Here is a 14,295-nt window from a genome sequence, read left to right as displayed (position 1 = left end):
GCACTAGCGAGTCCATGAAGATACAGGTCAGGCTAGAGACCAGCCGACCGGCCGATGATCTCCTTCATGATCTCGTTGGAGCCGGCCCAGATGCGGGTCACGCGCGCGTCCATCCAGGCCCGCGCGACGCGGTACTCGCGCATGTAGCCGTAGCCGCCGAAGAGCTGGACGCAGCCGTCGATGATCTGGTTCTGCGCGTCGGAGGTCCACCACTTGGCCTTGGAGGCGTCGACCGTGTTCAGCTCGCCGCCGACGTGCGCGGCCAGGCACTGGTCGGTGAACGCCTGCGCCACGTCGAGCTTGGTGATCAGCTCGGCGACCAGGAACTTGTTGTGCTGGAAGCCGCCGATCGGCTGCCCGAACGCGGTGCGCTGCTTGACGTACTCGACCGTCTCCTCCAGCACGCCGCGCGCGTGCGCGACGTTGGCGACCGCGCACGACAGCCGCTCCTGGGGGAGGCGCTCCATCATGTGGACGAAACCCCGGTCCAGCTCCCCGATCTGATGCGCGGCGGGAACGCGGACGTTGTCGAAGAACAGCTCGGAGGTGTCGGCCTCGGGCTGCCCCACCTTGTCGAGCTTGGTGCCGCGGGTGAACCCGGGGGTGCCGGCCTCCACCCCGAACAGCGTGATGCCCTTGGCGCCGCGCTCGGGGGCCGTCTTGGCCGCCACGATGACCAGGTCGGCGTGGCCGCCGTTGGTGATGAACGTCTTGGACCCGTTGATCACCCAGGAGTCGCCGTCGCGCACCGCCGTGGTCTTCAGCGCGGCCAGGTCCGATCCGCCGGACGGCTCGGTCATCCCGATCGCGGTGATCAGCTCGCCGGTGCAGAACCCGGGCAGCCACCGCTTGCGGGCCTCCTCGGTGGCCAGCTCCAGCAGGTAGGGGGCGCAGACGTCGACATGGATGCTGACGATCGAGTTGTAGGCCGCCGCGACCCGGGCCAGCTCCTCGCCGATGACGGCGTTGAACCGGAAGTCGCCGGCGTCCTGGCCCCCGTACTCCGCGGGCACCTGCATGCCGAGGAACCCCTGGCGGCCCGCCTCCAGCCACACCTCGCGCCTGAGCATTCGCTCAGTACGGATGTCCTCGTCCAGGGGCCGCAGCGTGCGGTCGATGAACTCCCGGACGGACGCCCTGAACAGCTCGTGATCGGCCTCGTAGACGGTGCGGCGCATGCGGTTCCTCCTGAGATCTGGCGAACTGCCCGCCAGTCTACTGAGCGATCGCTTAGGATGGCCGGGTGAGCCCCAGCGACGCGATGTGGGCCGCCGTCACGCCCGAGGCGTCCCGGCGGCTGCTGACGGCCGCCGTCGACGCGTTCGCCGAGCTCGGCTACCACGGCACCTCGACCCGGCACATCGCGGCGGGCGCGGGGATGAGCGCCGGCGCCCTCTACGTCCACTACCGGACCAAGACCGACCTGCTGTTCCAGATCGCCGCCCTGGTGCACGACTCGGTGCTGGAGACCCTCCAGGACTCGCTGGCGGGCGTCACCGGCCACCCCGCCCGGCTCCGGGCCCTCATGTACGCCTTCGCCCGCTGGCACGCCCGCCACCACCGGGCCGCCCGCGTCATCCAGAACGAGCTGGGCGCGCTGGAGGCCGGGCACGCCCGCGAGATCGCCGTCCGGCGCCGCCGCGTGCGCGCGCTGATCCACGACGAGGTGCAGGCTGGCGCCGCCGCCGGCGAGTTCGACGTCGCCGACGTGGCCGGCACCAGCCGCGCCCTGGCGTCCCTGGCCATCGACGTCTGCCGCTGGTACCGCCCCGAGGGCCCGACCTCACCCGAGGAGATCGGCGCCCTCAACGCCCATCTGGCGCTGCGGATCGTCCGCGCCGCCGATCAGGGCTGACCCCGCCCGCCGTGCGGACGGTCCCTGCGGTCAGTCCCACCAGAACGACCACCAGGTCTTGCCACGGATCTCCTCGGCGTAGCCGGCGAGGGTGCCGGGGCCCTGGAAGAGGATGTCGGGGCAGAAGGCCCAGTGCTCGGCCGCCACGTGCGTGGCATGCCGGATCGTCACCGGCGGGGCGGCGACGCTGAGCTCCAGGGTGTTGAAGCCGAGTCCGACGACGCGGGCCCCGAAGCGGTCCTCCCAGCTCCGCACGACGGCGGCGAGGGGCGCGGTCCACTCGTTGTGGTTCAGCGCGCCCTGCCAGCCCACGGCGGCCAGCGCGTCGGCGCCGCGGTCCACCGCCGCCAGCCCGAGGGACAGGCCGCGTGCGGCGAGGGTGCGGGCGTAGCGGCCGGCCATGGCGTCCGGGTCGTCCATCTTGGACCCGCGCGGCGCGGGGCCGGGGCAGTGCCGCCCGTACGGCGCCAGGTCGTCATGGTCGGCGTCGGCCGCCTGCTCCGCCCAGTCGGCCCACACCTCGGACATGAACGCCGTGGGAGCGTAGTTCCCGATGTCGGCCACCGGCTCGGGGGCGACCTGGCCCGCGGCCCACGGCTGGTCGGAGTCGTCCAGCAGCAGCGGCCACAGCCCGGACCGGCCGTGCTCGGCGCGGATCCTGGCCCACAGCTCGCCGCGCACCGGCTGGTCGCTCACCCAGAACGCGGGACGCATGAGGAGTTGCCGCTGCGGATAGCCGGGATCGGGCCACACCACGTCGCCCTCGGGCAGCGGCACCGGCAGCGTCCGCTCGACGTCGTCGGCGAACAGCTGCGGCAGGTTGCCCGGCAGGTGCCGCCGGACCTCGAGGTCATCCATCTCACGCCGTTTCCGGTACAGATCGTGCCAACGGGATCTTGGCACTCCGAGATGGTAACGGCGTCGGCGGCGCCAGGGGGACCCGCAGCCATGTTCGGCCTCCGGCCGATGATCCCCGGACCTCGTTCCGCGGCGGTCCCGGCGGGAGCCGGGCGGCCTGTTCCAGGAGCGGATGCGGCCGGTCACGCAGTGCTCTACGGTGATCCGGGAGGCGGAATTGAGGCAGGTTCTGAAGCGCAGTGGCGAGGCCACCGTCTTCCTGGTCGGCAACCTGCGCACCGCCCTTCCCGCGCTCGCCGGCGCGATCCTGCTCCCACTCGCGGCGTTCCTCTCGCTGCTGCTGGTCAGCCTGCCGTGGCTGCCCGAGGCGGTACGGCCGATGCGCGCCCTCGCCAACACCGAGCGGATCCGGTCGGGCCGCATCCTCGGCCGCGAGATCCCCGTGCCGTACCCGCCGCCCCGGGGCACGTCCTTCGAGCAGGGCGTCCGGCTGATGAGGTCGCCCTCCACCTGGCGGGACGCGGCCTGGATGGCGGGACACGGGTTCGGCGGCCTGGTCGCGGCCATCCTCGCGGTGTCGCTGTGGCCCTCGATCGTGGTCGCGCTCTCGATGCCGCTGTGGTGGTGGGCCGCGCCCGAGGGCGCGCCCGCTGCGATCATCACGGTCGACAGCTGGCCCAAGGCGCTGACCATGCCGTTCGTCCAGGCCGGCCTGAACGGGGCGGTGCTCTGGTGGGGAGTGCCCGCGCTCGCGCGCTTCCAGCCGCGGTTCGCCGAGATGCTGCTGCGCCCGACCCGGCGCACCAGCCTCACCGAACGGGTCGAGCGGCTCTCCGCGACCCGCGCCGAGGCCCTGGAGGCGCACGGCGCCGAGCTGCGCCGCATCGAGCGCGACCTGCACGACGGCACGCAGGCGCAGCTCGTGTCGGTCGCGCTCCGGCTCGGCCTCGCCGACCGCCGCTTCGACGCCGACCCGGCCGCCGCCCGCGCGCTGTTCCTGGACGCCCGGGACGGCATCGAGGAGGCGCTCGTCCAGCTCCGCACGGTGATCCGCGCCATCTACCCGCCGATCCTGTCCGACCGCGGCCTGCCCGGCGCGCTGCGCACGCTCACCGCCGGGCTGCCGATCCCGGTCGAGATGGACGTCGCCGACGACGCCCGCGACGTTCCGGCGGCGGTCGAGGCCGCCGCCTACTTCGTGGTGGCCGAGGCGCTCACCAACATCGCCAAGCACAGCGGCGCGACCCGCGCCGAGGTGTCGGTCCGCCGCGCGGAGGCCCGGCTGCGCATCAGGGTGCGCGATGATGGCAAGGGCGGCGCCGACCTGACCCGCGGCAGCGGGCTGGCCGGGATCGGCCGCCGGGTGGCGGCGCTCGACGGCGTCACCGAGATCGACAGCCCCGACGGTGAAGGGACGACCCTCGACGTGGACCTGCCATGCGGATCGTGATCGCCGAGGACAACGTCCTCCTGCGCGAGGGGCTGGTCCTGCTGGTGACCAGCGACGGCCACGAGGTCGTCGCGGTCGCGGGCACCGGGCCCGACGTACTGCCCGCGCTGATGGAGCACCGTCCCGACGTCGCCGTCCTCGACGTCCGGCTCCCCCCGGGGTTCCGCGACGAGGGGCTGCGGGCCGCGATCGAGGCCCGCAGGGCGCTGCCCGGGCTGCCCGTCCTGGTCCTGTCGCAGTACGTCGAGGAGACCTACGCCGCCGAGCTCCTGGCGGGCGGCGCCGGGGGCATCGGCTACCTGCTGAAGGACCGGGTCAGCCGGGTCGACGAGTTCCTCGACGCGCTCGAGCGCGTCGCGGCCGGCGGTACCGCCCTCGACCCCGAGGTGGTCTCGCAGCTCATGACGGCCCGCCGCGACCCGTTGCAGGCTCTCACGCCCCGCGAGCGCGAGGTGCTGTCGCTGATGGCGCAGGGCCTCGACAACGCCACCATCGCGACCACCCTGGTCATCACCGAGCGGTCGGTCAGCAAGCACATCGGCGCGGTGTTCCTCAAGCTCGGCCTGCCGCCGAGCGACAGCGGCCACCGCCGCGTCCTGGCCGTCCTCGCCTACCTCAACTCCTGAGGTGGAGGTCCGCCGCGCGGTCCGCGCCCTCCTGCTGGACGGCTCCGACCTGGTCCTGCTCCGCCGGACCCGTCCGGGCCGGCCCGTCTACTGGACGACGCCCGGCGGCGGGATCGAGCCGTACGACGCCGGACCCGAGGAGGCCCTCCGCCGTGAGCTCGACGAGGAGCTCGGCGCCGTCGCGGGCCCGATGCGCCAGGTCTTCGCCTGCGGCGAGCAGACCGGCGAGCGGCACCGCCTCGACACCTTCTACGTGTGCGGGCTCGTCTCGATGGACCTGTCCCGGCGGCACGGCCCCGAGTTCGACGACCCCGCCAACGGCCGCTACGACGTCGACCGCTTCAGGTGCGCCCCCGAGGCGCTCGGCGGCGTCGCGCTGATCCCCGACGTCCTCACCGCCTATCTCGCCGCCCACGCCGCCGACCTCCCCGGCCTGCTCCCCGCGGGCCGGACCCCGCCGAGCCCGGCCGGCGGGTGACACGGGCCGGTGGGTGACACTGGCGGGTGACACCGATCGCGGAGGGACGCCGATGAACCAGGACGACTGGCCGGGCCACGAGCTCACCGACGAGGAGCTGGACGTCGCCTACAACGTCCGGCGGAAGGCGGGTCCCGAGCTGTTCGACCGGCACCTCGCCCGCTACCTGGACGAATCGGTGCAGGCGGTCGACGGGCTGCCGGGCCGTCCGGGCGTCGTCTACGACGAGGCGAGCGGCGAGCGCCTGGACGTGTGGGGCGCCGGCGAGGACGGCCCGCGCCCCGTGTTCGTCTTCCTCCACGGCGGCTACTGGATGGCGCTGTCGCGGCGCGAGTCGTCCTTCATGGCCCGGACGCTGCACGAGCGGGGCGTGGCGACCGTCGTGCCCGACTACACGCTGGCGCCCGCCGCGACGCTGGAGGAGATCGTCCGGCAGGTCCGGGCGTCGATCGCCTGGATCCACCGGCACGGCCGCGAGCACGGTCTGGACCCCGACCGGATCGTGGTGGGCGGCAGCTCCGCCGGCGGGCACCTGACCGGGATGACCATGGTGGACGGCTGGCAGGCCCCGCTCGGGCTGCCCGGCGACGCGGTCAAGGCGGCGATGCCGTTCAGCGGGCTGTTCGACATCCGCCCGCTGACCCGCGTCTACGTCAACCAGTGGGTCGGCCTGGACGTGCCGCGCGCGGCGTCGCTCAGCCCCGCGCTGCTCCCCGCCGCACGGCGCCTCCCGGCGGTGGTCGCGGTCGCCGAGCACGACGGCGCCGGCTTCCTCGCGCAGTCGCGCCGCTTCCACGCGCACTGGGGCGCGAGCGAGCTGATGGTCGTGCCGGACCGCGACCACTTCGACGTCGTCCTCGGCCTGGCCGACCCCGCGAGCCCGGTCACTCGCGCGCTGCTGGGCCTGATCGGCTCGCTGTGACGCTCAGCCGGTCAGGTCGCCCACCTCCGCGGCCCGCGCCCGCAGGTGCTCCAGCATCAGCCGCGCCGACGGGGTGGGCGCCCGGTGGGCGGGCAGCGTGACGCCGACCTGCCGCCGGACGGTCTCCAGCGGCACCGGCAGGGGCGCGATCTCGGCGTCGGTGCGGGCCACCAGCTCGGGCAGCGCCGCGATCATGTCGGTGTCGCGGACCAGTGTGCGGACGGTCAGCACCGACGTGCACTCCACCAGGTTCCCCGGCGGCGCCAGCCCCTCGGCGCGGAACACCTGTTCCAGCTCGTGCCGCAGCGCGGTCTGCTCCAGCGGCAGCACCCACGGGTAGCCGAGCAGGTCGGCCAGCGTCAGGCCGGGGCGTCCCCTGGCCGGGTGGCCGTGCCGCGCGACCAGCAGCACCGGTTCGCTGTACAGGGTGATCTGGCGGACCCCGGGCAGCTCCCCGATCGGGTTGAGGCGGCCGAGGACGAGGTCGATCTCGCCGTCCAGCAGCCGGGGCACCTGCGCGTCGAACGTCGCCTCGTGGACGATCACCGTGATCCCGGGACGGCTCCGCTTCAGCGTGGCGATCGCGCGCGGCAGCAGCACGTTCGACCCGGCCAGCAGCGTGCCGATGGTGACCGTGCCGACCTCCGCGTCGGCCAGCCCGGCGATCCGGTCGCCCGCCCGGCGCAGCTCGGCGAGCACCGCGCGGGCGTGCTCGACGAACGCGTCCCCGAACAGCGTCGGCGTCACGCCGCGCGGCCCGCGGGCGAACAGCTCCACCCCGAGGACGCGCTCGGCCTCGCGCAGGCCGCGCGTCACCGCGGGCTGCGCGAGCCGCAGGTGCCGGGCGGCGCCCAGCACGCTGCCGTGGTCGGCGATGGCCACCACCAGCACCAGGTGCCGCAGCTTGAGCCGCCCGTCGAGCAGGTCGATCGCGTGCACGCCGCCCTCCGTCCCGAACCAGGCCGATATCTCCATTTTGTTATATCGCAAACGCGAATTGGTATTTGCCAGGCATAGCTCGAGGGCGGGAGGATCGCAGTGCCGGAGAGGCCGACACGATGGGGGACGCGGATGAAGGCCGAGCACTACGTCGGCGGGGTCTTCCGCTCGGACGGCCCGTCCTTCCCCCTGATCGCCCCCGCCGACGGCACCGAGGCCGGCGCCGTCCCCGAGGCCACCCGCGAGGTCGTCGGCGCCGCCGTGACCGCCGCCCGCGCCGCGCTGGACGGCCCCTGGGGCGGGACGTCCCCCGAGGACCGCGCCGCGGCCCTGCGCCGCGTCGCCGACGGGATCGAGGCCCGCTTCGAGGAGTTCGTCGACGCCGAGACCGCCGACACCGGCAAGCCCCGCGAGCTGGCCGCAACCGTCGACGTCCCCCGCGCCGTCGGCAACTTCCGCGCCTACGCCGACCTGCTGTACGGGCGGCCCGAACGCGCCTACACCACGCAGATCCCGGGCTGGAGCGCCGGCACCGGCCAGGCGCTGAACTACACCGTCCGGCGCCCGCTCGGCGTCGTGGCGGTCATCTCCCCGTGGAACCTGCCGCTGCTGCTGCTCACCTGGAAGGTCGCCCCGGCCCTCGCGGCGGGGAACGCGGTGGTCGCCAAGCCGTCGGAGGAGACCCCCTCCACCGCCACCCTGCTCGCCCGGGTGATCGACGAGGCCGGGCTCCCGGCCGGCGCGTTCAACCTGGTGCACGGGCACGGCGCGGGCGCGGCGGGAGAGTTCCTCACCGGCCATCCGGGCGTCGACGCGATCGCGTTCACCGGCGAGTCGGCCACCGGCGCGGCCATCATGCGCAACGCCGCCGACCACGTCACCCCCGTCTCGTTCGAGCTCGGCGGCAAGAACCCCGCGCTGGTCTTCGCCGACGCCGACCTCGACGCGGCGGTCGAGGGCACCGTCCGGTCCTCCTTCACCCACTCCGGGCAGATCTGCCTGTGCACCGAGCGCGTGTACGTCGAGCGCCCGGTGTTCGAGGAGTTCGCGGCCCGGCTCGGCGAGCGCGCCCGCGCGCTGGCCGGCTACGGGCCGATGATCTCCGCCGGGCACCGCGACAAGGTGCTGTCGTACTACCGGCTGGCCCGCGAGGAGGGCGCCACGGTGCTCGCGGGCGGCGGCGTCCCGGAGTTCGGCGACGCGCGTGACGGCGGCTTCTACGTCGAGCCGACCGTGCTGACCGGGCTCCCCGAGACCGCCCGCGCTGTCCGCGAGGAGATCTTCGGCCCGGTCTGCCATCTCGCCCCGTTCGACACCGAGGACGAGGCGCTCCGGCTCGCCAACGACAGCCCCTACGGACTGGCGTCCACGGTGTGGACCCGCGACCTGTCCCGCGCCCACCGCGTCGCCCCGCGGGTCCAGACCGGCATCGTCTGGGTGAACTGCTGGAACCTGCGCGACCTGCGCACCCCGTTCGGCGGTGTCAAGGCGTCCGGGATCGGCCGGGAGGGAGGAGAGTACTCGCTGGACTTCTTCTCCGAACCCGTCAACGTCTGCATCCAGATCTGAGAGCGAGCCAGTGACCACGGCAGAGACACAGACCTCCGCGATCGGCGCGGCGGCCGACCGCATCCTCGGGGCCTACGCCTCGGGCGTCCCGTGCCCGCCCGTCCGCGACCTGATCGGCACGGCGGACGCCGCCTACGCCGTCCAGGAGCGCCTCACCGGGCACTGGCTCGGCGAGGGCCGCAGGCTCACCGGACGCAAGATCGGGCTCACCTCGCGCGCGGTGCAGGCCCAGCTCGGCGTCGGCAGCCCCGACTTCGGCATGCTGTTCGCCGACATGGCCGTCCCGGACGGCGCGGAGATCCCGGCCGGCGCCGTCCTCCAGCCGAGGGCCGAGGCGGAGGTCGCGCTCGTGCTGGACCGCGACCTGACCCACGAGCGGCACACCGCCGCCGACCTGATCCGCGCGACCGCGTTCGCGCTGCCCGCCGTCGAGGTGGTGGGCAGCCGCGTCCGCGACTGGGACATCACGCTCGCCGACACCGTCGCCGACAACGCCTCCTCCGGCATGTACGTGCTCGGCAACCGCCCCACCGCGCTCGGGGACGTCGACCTGCGGGGTTGCGGCATGGTGCTGGAGCGCCGCGGCGAGCAGGTCTCGACCGGCACCGGCGCCGCCTGCCTCGGCCACCCGCTGAACGCCGCGCTGTGGCTCGCCGACACCCTCGTCCGCGTCGGCCGCCCGCTGCGCGCGGGCGACACCGTCCTGACCGGCGCGCTCGGCCCCGTGGTGCCGGTCGTCCCGGGCGACGTGCTGGAGGCCCGCATCGGCGGGCTCGGCGACGTGCGCGTCGCGTTCGCCAAAGAGGAGGACCGATGAGGCGCAGTGTCGGAGCCCTGGCCGCCGCCCTCGACGCGGCGGCGCGGGACGCCCGCGCGATCCCCAAGCTGACCGCGTCCGAGCCGCTGGACGTCGGCACCGCCTACCGGGTGCAGCGCGACGTGATCGGCCGCCGGTGCGCCCGCGGCGAGCGCCTCGCGGGCGTCAAGATGGGCTTCACCAGCCGCGCCAAGATGATCCAGATGGGCGTCGACGACGTCATCTGGGGGCTGCTCACCGACGCGATGCTGGCCGGGCCCGTCCTGGAGGTGTCCGGTCTCGTCCACCCCCGGATCGAGCCGGAGATCGCCTTCCTCATCGGCCGCGAGGTCCGCTCGCCCGCCGACGTGGACGCGGCGGTCGCCGGCGTCGCGGTCGGCTTCGAGGTGCTCGACTCGCGCTACGAGGGCTTCGAGTTCACCCTCCCCGACGTGATCGCCGACAACGCGTCCGCGGCCGGGTTCGGCTTGGGCGGCTGGCACGACCCGCGCGCGGCGGGCGATCTGTCCAACCTCGGGATGATCATGGAGATCGACGGCCGGGTCGTCCAGACCGGCTCGTCCGCCGCGATCCTCGGCGACCCGGTCCGGTCGTTGCGTGCCGCCGCGCGGCTCGCCCACGACGCCGGGATCGCCCTGGAACCCGGCTGGGTCGTCCTCGCGGGCGCGGCCACCGCCGCCGTCCCGCTGCCCAAGGACGCGCACGTGCGGGTCACCGCCGCCGGCCTCGGCGCCGCGGAGGTGACGACGCGGTGAGCGACGCGATCCGGGTGGAGGGCATGGCCGCGCCGCGCGGGCGCTTCCCGCACGTCAAGCGGGCGGGAGACCTGCTGTTCGTGTCCGGGACGAGCTCGCGCCGCCCCGACGGCACGTTCGCCGGGGCCGCCGCCGACGCGATGGGCGTCACCGACCTGGACGTCCGCGCGCAGACCCGCGCCGTCATCGAGAACGTCCGCGACCTGCTGCGCGCCGCCGGCGGCGACCTGTCCGACGTCGTCAACGTCACCGCCTACCTGGTCAGCATGAACGACTTCGGCGGTTACAACGAGGTCTACGGCGAGTACTTCGACGAGACCGGCCCGGCCCGCACCACCGTCGCCGTCCACCAGCTCCCGCACCCGCACCTGCTCGTCGAGATCGCCTGCGTGGCGCACGTCCCGCAGGCCCCGTCCACCGGTGAGGAGCACGAGGCATGACCGGTACCACCCTGCCGGGGCTGTCGTTCGGGCGGCCCTTCAACTTCGAGGCGTGGATCGACGAGCACCGCCACCTGCTCAGGCCGCCGGTGGGCAACGTCCAGGTCTGGGACGAGTCGGGCCTGATCGTGATGGTGGTCGGCGGCCCCAACCAGCGCACCGACTTCCACGACGACCCGACCGAGGAGTTCTTCTACCAGGTCGAGGGCGGCATGGTGCTGCGCGTGATGGAGGAGGAGGGCCGCCCGCCGGTCGACGTGCAGATCAACGAGGGCGACGTCTTCCTGCTCCCGCCGCACGTGCGGCACTCCCCGCAGCGCCCGGTCCCCGGCTCGATCGGCCTGGTCGTGGAGATCCCGCGGCCCGAGGGCACCCGCGAGGCGTTCGAGTGGTACTGCACCGGATGCCACCACCTGGTGCACCGCGCCGAGCTCCAGGTCCGGTCGATCGTCGACGACCTGCCGCCGGTCTTCCAGGGCTTCTACGACGGCGACCGCACCTGCCCGAACTGCGGCGCCACGCACCCGGGCAAGCAGTGGCCCGACACCATGACGCCCGTGGCGCTGCCCCGCGGCTGACCCGTCCCGCACGACCCGCCCCGCACCGCCCACCGGCCCCGCCGGGGCCCGCGGGACCGCGGAGCATGCCCGATCAAGGAGGACCCCGTGACCGTCTTCGACGTCCACGCGCACGTCTTCCCCCGGCTCACCCGCGCTGAGGGAAGCATGATCGCCGACGCCGGCGCGCCATGGCTGCGCGTCCACCGCGACGGCACCGGGATGATGATGAGCGGCGACGACGAGTACCGCCCGGTCGACCCGGGGCTCTGGGACCCGGCCCGGCGGCTGGCCGACATGGACGCCTCCGGCGTCGACGCGCAGGCCGTCTCGTCCACCCCGCTGATGTTCGGGTACGCCGCCCCGCCGTCCCGCGCCGCCGACTGGTGCGACCTGGTGAACGACCGGATCCTCGCCTACTGCGCGGACGCCCCGGACCGGCTGCTGCCGCTGTGCCAGGTGCCGCTCCAGGACACCCGGCTCGCCTGCGAGGCCGCCACCCGGGCCGCCGCCGCCGGGCACCGCGGCGTGCACATCGGCAACCACGTCGGCGACCGCAACCTCGACGACCCGGGGATCGTGGAGTTCCTCGCGCACTGCGCCCGCATCGGGCTGCCCGTCCTGGCCCACCCGTGGGACATGCTGGGCGCCGACCGGATGCGCGGCCACATGCTGCCCTGGCTCGCCGGGATGCCCGCCGAGACGCAGCTCAGCATCCTCGGACTGATGCTGTCGGGCGCGTTCGAGCGCATCCCCGCGTCGCTGCGGCTGTGCTTCTGCCACGGCGGCGGCAGCTTCGCCTTCCTCCTCGGCCGCGCCGACAACGCCTGGCACAACCGCGACATCGTCCGCGCCGACTCGCCGCGCCCCCCGTCGGAGTACACCCACCGCTTCCACGTCGACTCGGCGGTCTTCGACCCGCGGGCGCTGCGGCTGCTGGTCGAGGTGATGGGCACGGGCCGGGTCATGCTCGGCACCGACTACCCGTTCCCGCTGGGGGAGAAGGACCCGGGCGCGGCCATCCGCGCCTGCCCCGGGCTGGACGACGCCGAACGCGCGCTCCTGCTGGGCGGCAACGCCCGCGCGTTCTTCGAACCGGCCCGCACGAAGGAGGGGACCCCGGCATGACGGCGGAACAGGAGGCGCTGCGGCTCGACGAGACCGACCCGCTGCCCACGCGGCGCGGGGAGTTCCTCGTCCCGCCCGCGCCCGGCGGGACGTACGCGGAGTCGGCCTACCTCGCCGGCAACTCCCTCGGCCTCCAGCCGAGGACGGTCGCCGGGCTGCTGCGGGAGGAGCTCGAGGACTGGGCCGGGCTGGGCGTCGAGGGCCACACCCGGGCACGCCGTCCGTGGGTCGACTACCACGAGCTGCTCCGGGAGCCCGCCGCCCGCCTCGTCGGCGCCCTGCCGCACGAGGTCGTCGCGATGAACACCCTGACGGTCAACCTGCACATGATGATGGCCAGCTTCTACCGGCCCGCCGGGACGCGCACCCGCATCGTCATCGAGGACAGCGCGTTCCCGTCCGACTCGTACGCGGTGGCGAGCCAGGCCGTGCACCACGGCCTGGACCCGGCGCAGACCGTGGTGCGGCTGCGCCCCCGCGACGGTGAGGAGCACCTGCGCACCGAGGACGTCGCGGACCTCCTCGAACGCGAGGGCGACCGCGTCGCGCTGCTCCTGCTCGGCGGCGTCAACTACCTGACCGGCCAGCTCATGGACATCCCGGAGATCACCAAGGCGGGCCGGGCCGCCGGCGCGGTGGTCGGCTGGGACCTCGCGCACGCCGCCGGGAACGTGCCGCTGCGCCTGCACGACTGGGACGTCGACTTCGCCGCCTGGTGCACCTACAAGTACCTCAACTCCGGGCCCGGCGCGGTCGCCGGGTGCTTCGTCCACGAACGGCACGTGCGGGACGCCTCGGTGCCCAGGCTGTCGGGCTGGTGGGGGACCGAACGGGCCGTCCGGTTCCGGATGGAGCCCGGCATCCGGCCGCCCGCCTCCGCCGACGCCTGGCAGGTGTCCAACCCGCCGATCCTGGCGCTGGCGCCGGTGCTGGCCTCCCTGGAGATCTTCGACCGGGCCGGGATGGCCGCGCTGCGGGCCAAGAGCGAGCGCCTCACCGGGTACCTGGCGGCCCGGCTCGCGGCCGCCCGGGGTGTCCGGATGATCACCCCGGCGGACCCGGCGGCGCGCGGCGCGCAGCTGTCGATCCGCGTCCCGGACGCCGGCGGACTGGTCGCGCGGCTGGCCGCGGCGGCGGGCGTGATCGCCGACGCCCGCGAGCCCGACGTGGTGCGGTTCGCGCCCGTCCCGCTCTACTGCACCTTCCACGACTGCCACCGCGCGGCGGCGGCCCTGGACGCGCTCACCGGGGGGACGGGGGAGCGGTCGCGGTGAGCGAAAGGGAAAGGCGTGTTGGATGCCACACCCGGTGCCCATCGGTTACGATAGGAGTGTTGCAGTCGTAGTTTCCTCGAACGTTTGCTCAACGAAGCGCCCGCGGAAGTTTCTTGACAGCGGGCGTTTTCTACTTCTCCGGAAGATCCGGTGAATGTGGGACAAGGTCCGCATGCAGCCCCGGTCACCGCAGTGGTGGCCGGTGAGCTTCACCGAAGGAGAAGAGATCATGGCCCAAGAGGGCACCGTGAAGTGGTTCAACGCCGAGAAGGGCTTCGGGTTCATCGCCCCGGACGGCGGCGGTCCCGACGTGTTCGTGCACTACTCGGCGATCGCCAGCAGCGGCTACCGCAGCCTGGAGGAGAACCAGCGCGTCGGGTTCGAGACCACCCAGGGCGCCAAGGGCCCGCAGGCCGAGGGCGTTTACCCGCTCTAAGCCTCACGTGGCTTCGCGACGGCGGCCGGGGACGCATTGCGTCCCCGGCCGCCGCTCTCGTTTGAGGGAAACGGCCGTGTGCGGACCGCCGCACGAGGCATGATCACCCCGCGCACGATTGTTCCGGGCAGGTCATCTCACCGGCAGCACCGTGACCAGCGGGAGCCGCGTGGCCGAGTCTTTGCCGACCC

Annotated in this window: 16 protein-coding genes; 13 read left to right on the top strand and 3 right to left on the bottom strand. The window is 73.9% G+C overall.

What is annotated here, in order from left to right:
* Window positions 1-32: 32 nt before the first annotated feature.
* On the bottom strand, window positions 33-1,178 hold the full coding sequence (locus QP090_RS34670) for an acyl-CoA dehydrogenase family protein (protein ID WP_285943964.1): 1,146 nt from the start codon (window positions 1,176-1,178) through the stop codon (window positions 33-35).
* 65 nt (window positions 1,179-1,243) lie between these two features.
* On the opposite strand from QP090_RS34670, the gene QP090_RS34665 reads away from it, so the two are divergent.
* Entirely contained in the window at window positions 1,244-1,855 is a 612-nt protein-coding gene (locus tag QP090_RS34665) for a TetR/AcrR family transcriptional regulator (protein WP_285943963.1), read from the top strand.
* 30 nt (window positions 1,856-1,885) lie between these two features.
* Here QP090_RS34665 and QP090_RS34660 read toward each other — a convergent pair whose 3' ends face one another.
* Window positions 1,886-2,713: a DUF4253 domain-containing protein gene (locus QP090_RS34660; RefSeq protein ID WP_285943962.1), complete on the bottom strand. Its 828-nt coding sequence runs from the start codon at window positions 2,711-2,713 to the stop codon at window positions 1,886-1,888.
* Between the two features lie 217 nt (window positions 2,714-2,930).
* Here QP090_RS34660 and QP090_RS34655 point away from each other — a divergent pair, with 217 nt between their 5' ends.
* Genes QP090_RS34655 through QP090_RS34640 form a run of 4 tightly spaced genes read left to right on the top strand, consistent with a single transcriptional unit; the run spans window position 2,931 to window position 6,189 of the window.
* Window positions 2,931-4,163, top strand: a complete 1,233-nt coding sequence (locus tag QP090_RS34655) for a sensor histidine kinase (RefSeq protein WP_285943961.1) — start codon at window positions 2,931-2,933, stop codon at window positions 4,161-4,163.
* Window positions 4,151-4,789, top strand: a complete 639-nt coding sequence (locus QP090_RS34650) for a response regulator transcription factor (RefSeq protein WP_285943960.1) — start codon at window positions 4,151-4,153, stop codon at window positions 4,787-4,789. Before QP090_RS34655 ends, QP090_RS34650 begins: the two co-directional genes overlap by 13 nt.
* A 1-nt stretch (window position 4,790) precedes the next feature.
* A complete protein-coding gene (locus QP090_RS34645; protein WP_285943959.1) occupies window positions 4,791-5,267 on the top strand; it encodes an NUDIX domain-containing protein in 477 nt (158 codons plus the stop codon).
* A 52-nt stretch (window positions 5,268-5,319) separates the two neighbouring features.
* Window positions 5,320-6,189, top strand: a complete 870-nt coding sequence (locus QP090_RS34640) for an alpha/beta hydrolase (RefSeq protein ID WP_285943958.1) — start codon at window positions 5,320-5,322, stop codon at window positions 6,187-6,189.
* Between the two features lie 3 nt (window positions 6,190-6,192).
* Here the strand turns inward: QP090_RS34640 and QP090_RS34635 are convergent, their stop codons facing one another.
* Window positions 6,193-7,164, bottom strand: coding sequence for a LysR family transcriptional regulator (locus QP090_RS34635; protein WP_285943957.1), 972 nt, complete (start codon window positions 7,162-7,164; stop codon window positions 6,193-6,195).
* A gap of 96 nt (window positions 7,165-7,260) precedes the next feature.
* On the opposite strand from QP090_RS34635, the gene QP090_RS34630 reads away from it, so the two are divergent.
* The 8 genes from QP090_RS34630 (at window position 7,261) to QP090_RS34595 (ending at window position 14,104) form a co-directional block, all read left to right on the top strand.
* A complete protein-coding gene (locus QP090_RS34630; protein WP_285943956.1) occupies window positions 7,261-8,697 on the top strand; it encodes a 2-hydroxymuconic semialdehyde dehydrogenase in 1,437 nt (478 codons plus the stop codon).
* 10 nt (window positions 8,698-8,707) lie between these two features.
* The gene (locus tag QP090_RS34625; protein WP_285943955.1) at window positions 8,708-9,514 is read left to right on the top strand and encodes a 2-keto-4-pentenoate hydratase; all 807 of its coding nucleotides are present in this window, start codon (window positions 8,708-8,710) and stop codon (window positions 9,512-9,514) included.
* Window positions 9,511-10,269 (top strand): 2-keto-4-pentenoate hydratase, encoded by a 759-nt coding sequence (locus QP090_RS34620; protein WP_285943954.1) that lies wholly within the window; start codon window positions 9,511-9,513, stop codon window positions 10,267-10,269. Before QP090_RS34625 ends, QP090_RS34620 begins: the two co-directional genes overlap by 4 nt.
* Window positions 10,266-10,709 carry a RidA family protein gene (locus tag QP090_RS34615; RefSeq protein ID WP_285943953.1) on the top strand — a complete coding sequence of 148 codons (444 nt, stop codon included), beginning with the start codon at window positions 10,266-10,268 and terminating at the stop codon, window positions 10,707-10,709. Before QP090_RS34620 ends, QP090_RS34615 begins: the two co-directional genes overlap by 4 nt.
* The gene (locus tag QP090_RS34610; RefSeq protein WP_285943952.1) at window positions 10,706-11,287 is read left to right on the top strand and encodes a 3-hydroxyanthranilate 3,4-dioxygenase; all 582 of its coding nucleotides are present in this window, start codon (window positions 10,706-10,708) and stop codon (window positions 11,285-11,287) included. The genes QP090_RS34615 and QP090_RS34610 overlap by 4 nt, the downstream gene beginning before the upstream one ends.
* An 87-nt stretch (window positions 11,288-11,374) precedes the next feature.
* Complete coding sequence (locus tag QP090_RS34605; protein ID WP_285943951.1) at window positions 11,375-12,394, top strand: amidohydrolase family protein; 1,020 nt, start codon at window positions 11,375-11,377, stop codon at window positions 12,392-12,394.
* Window positions 12,391-13,668 carry a kynureninase gene (gene kynU / locus QP090_RS34600; protein ID WP_285943950.1) on the top strand — a complete coding sequence of 426 codons (1,278 nt, stop codon included), beginning with the start codon at window positions 12,391-12,393 and terminating at the stop codon, window positions 13,666-13,668. The genes QP090_RS34605 and kynU overlap by 4 nt, the downstream gene beginning before the upstream one ends.
* A gap of 229 nt (window positions 13,669-13,897) precedes the next feature.
* On the top strand, window positions 13,898-14,104 hold the full coding sequence (locus tag QP090_RS34595) for a cold-shock protein (protein ID WP_285944068.1): 207 nt from the start codon (window positions 13,898-13,900) through the stop codon (window positions 14,102-14,104).
* Window positions 14,105-14,295: the final 191 nt, after the last annotated feature.

The organism is Actinomadura xylanilytica, assembly GCF_030283145.1.
Taxonomy (GTDB): domain Bacteria; phylum Actinomycetota; class Actinomycetes; order Streptosporangiales; family Streptosporangiaceae; genus Spirillospora; species Spirillospora xylanilytica.
This window is presented reverse-complemented; position numbering and strand designations above follow the sequence as displayed.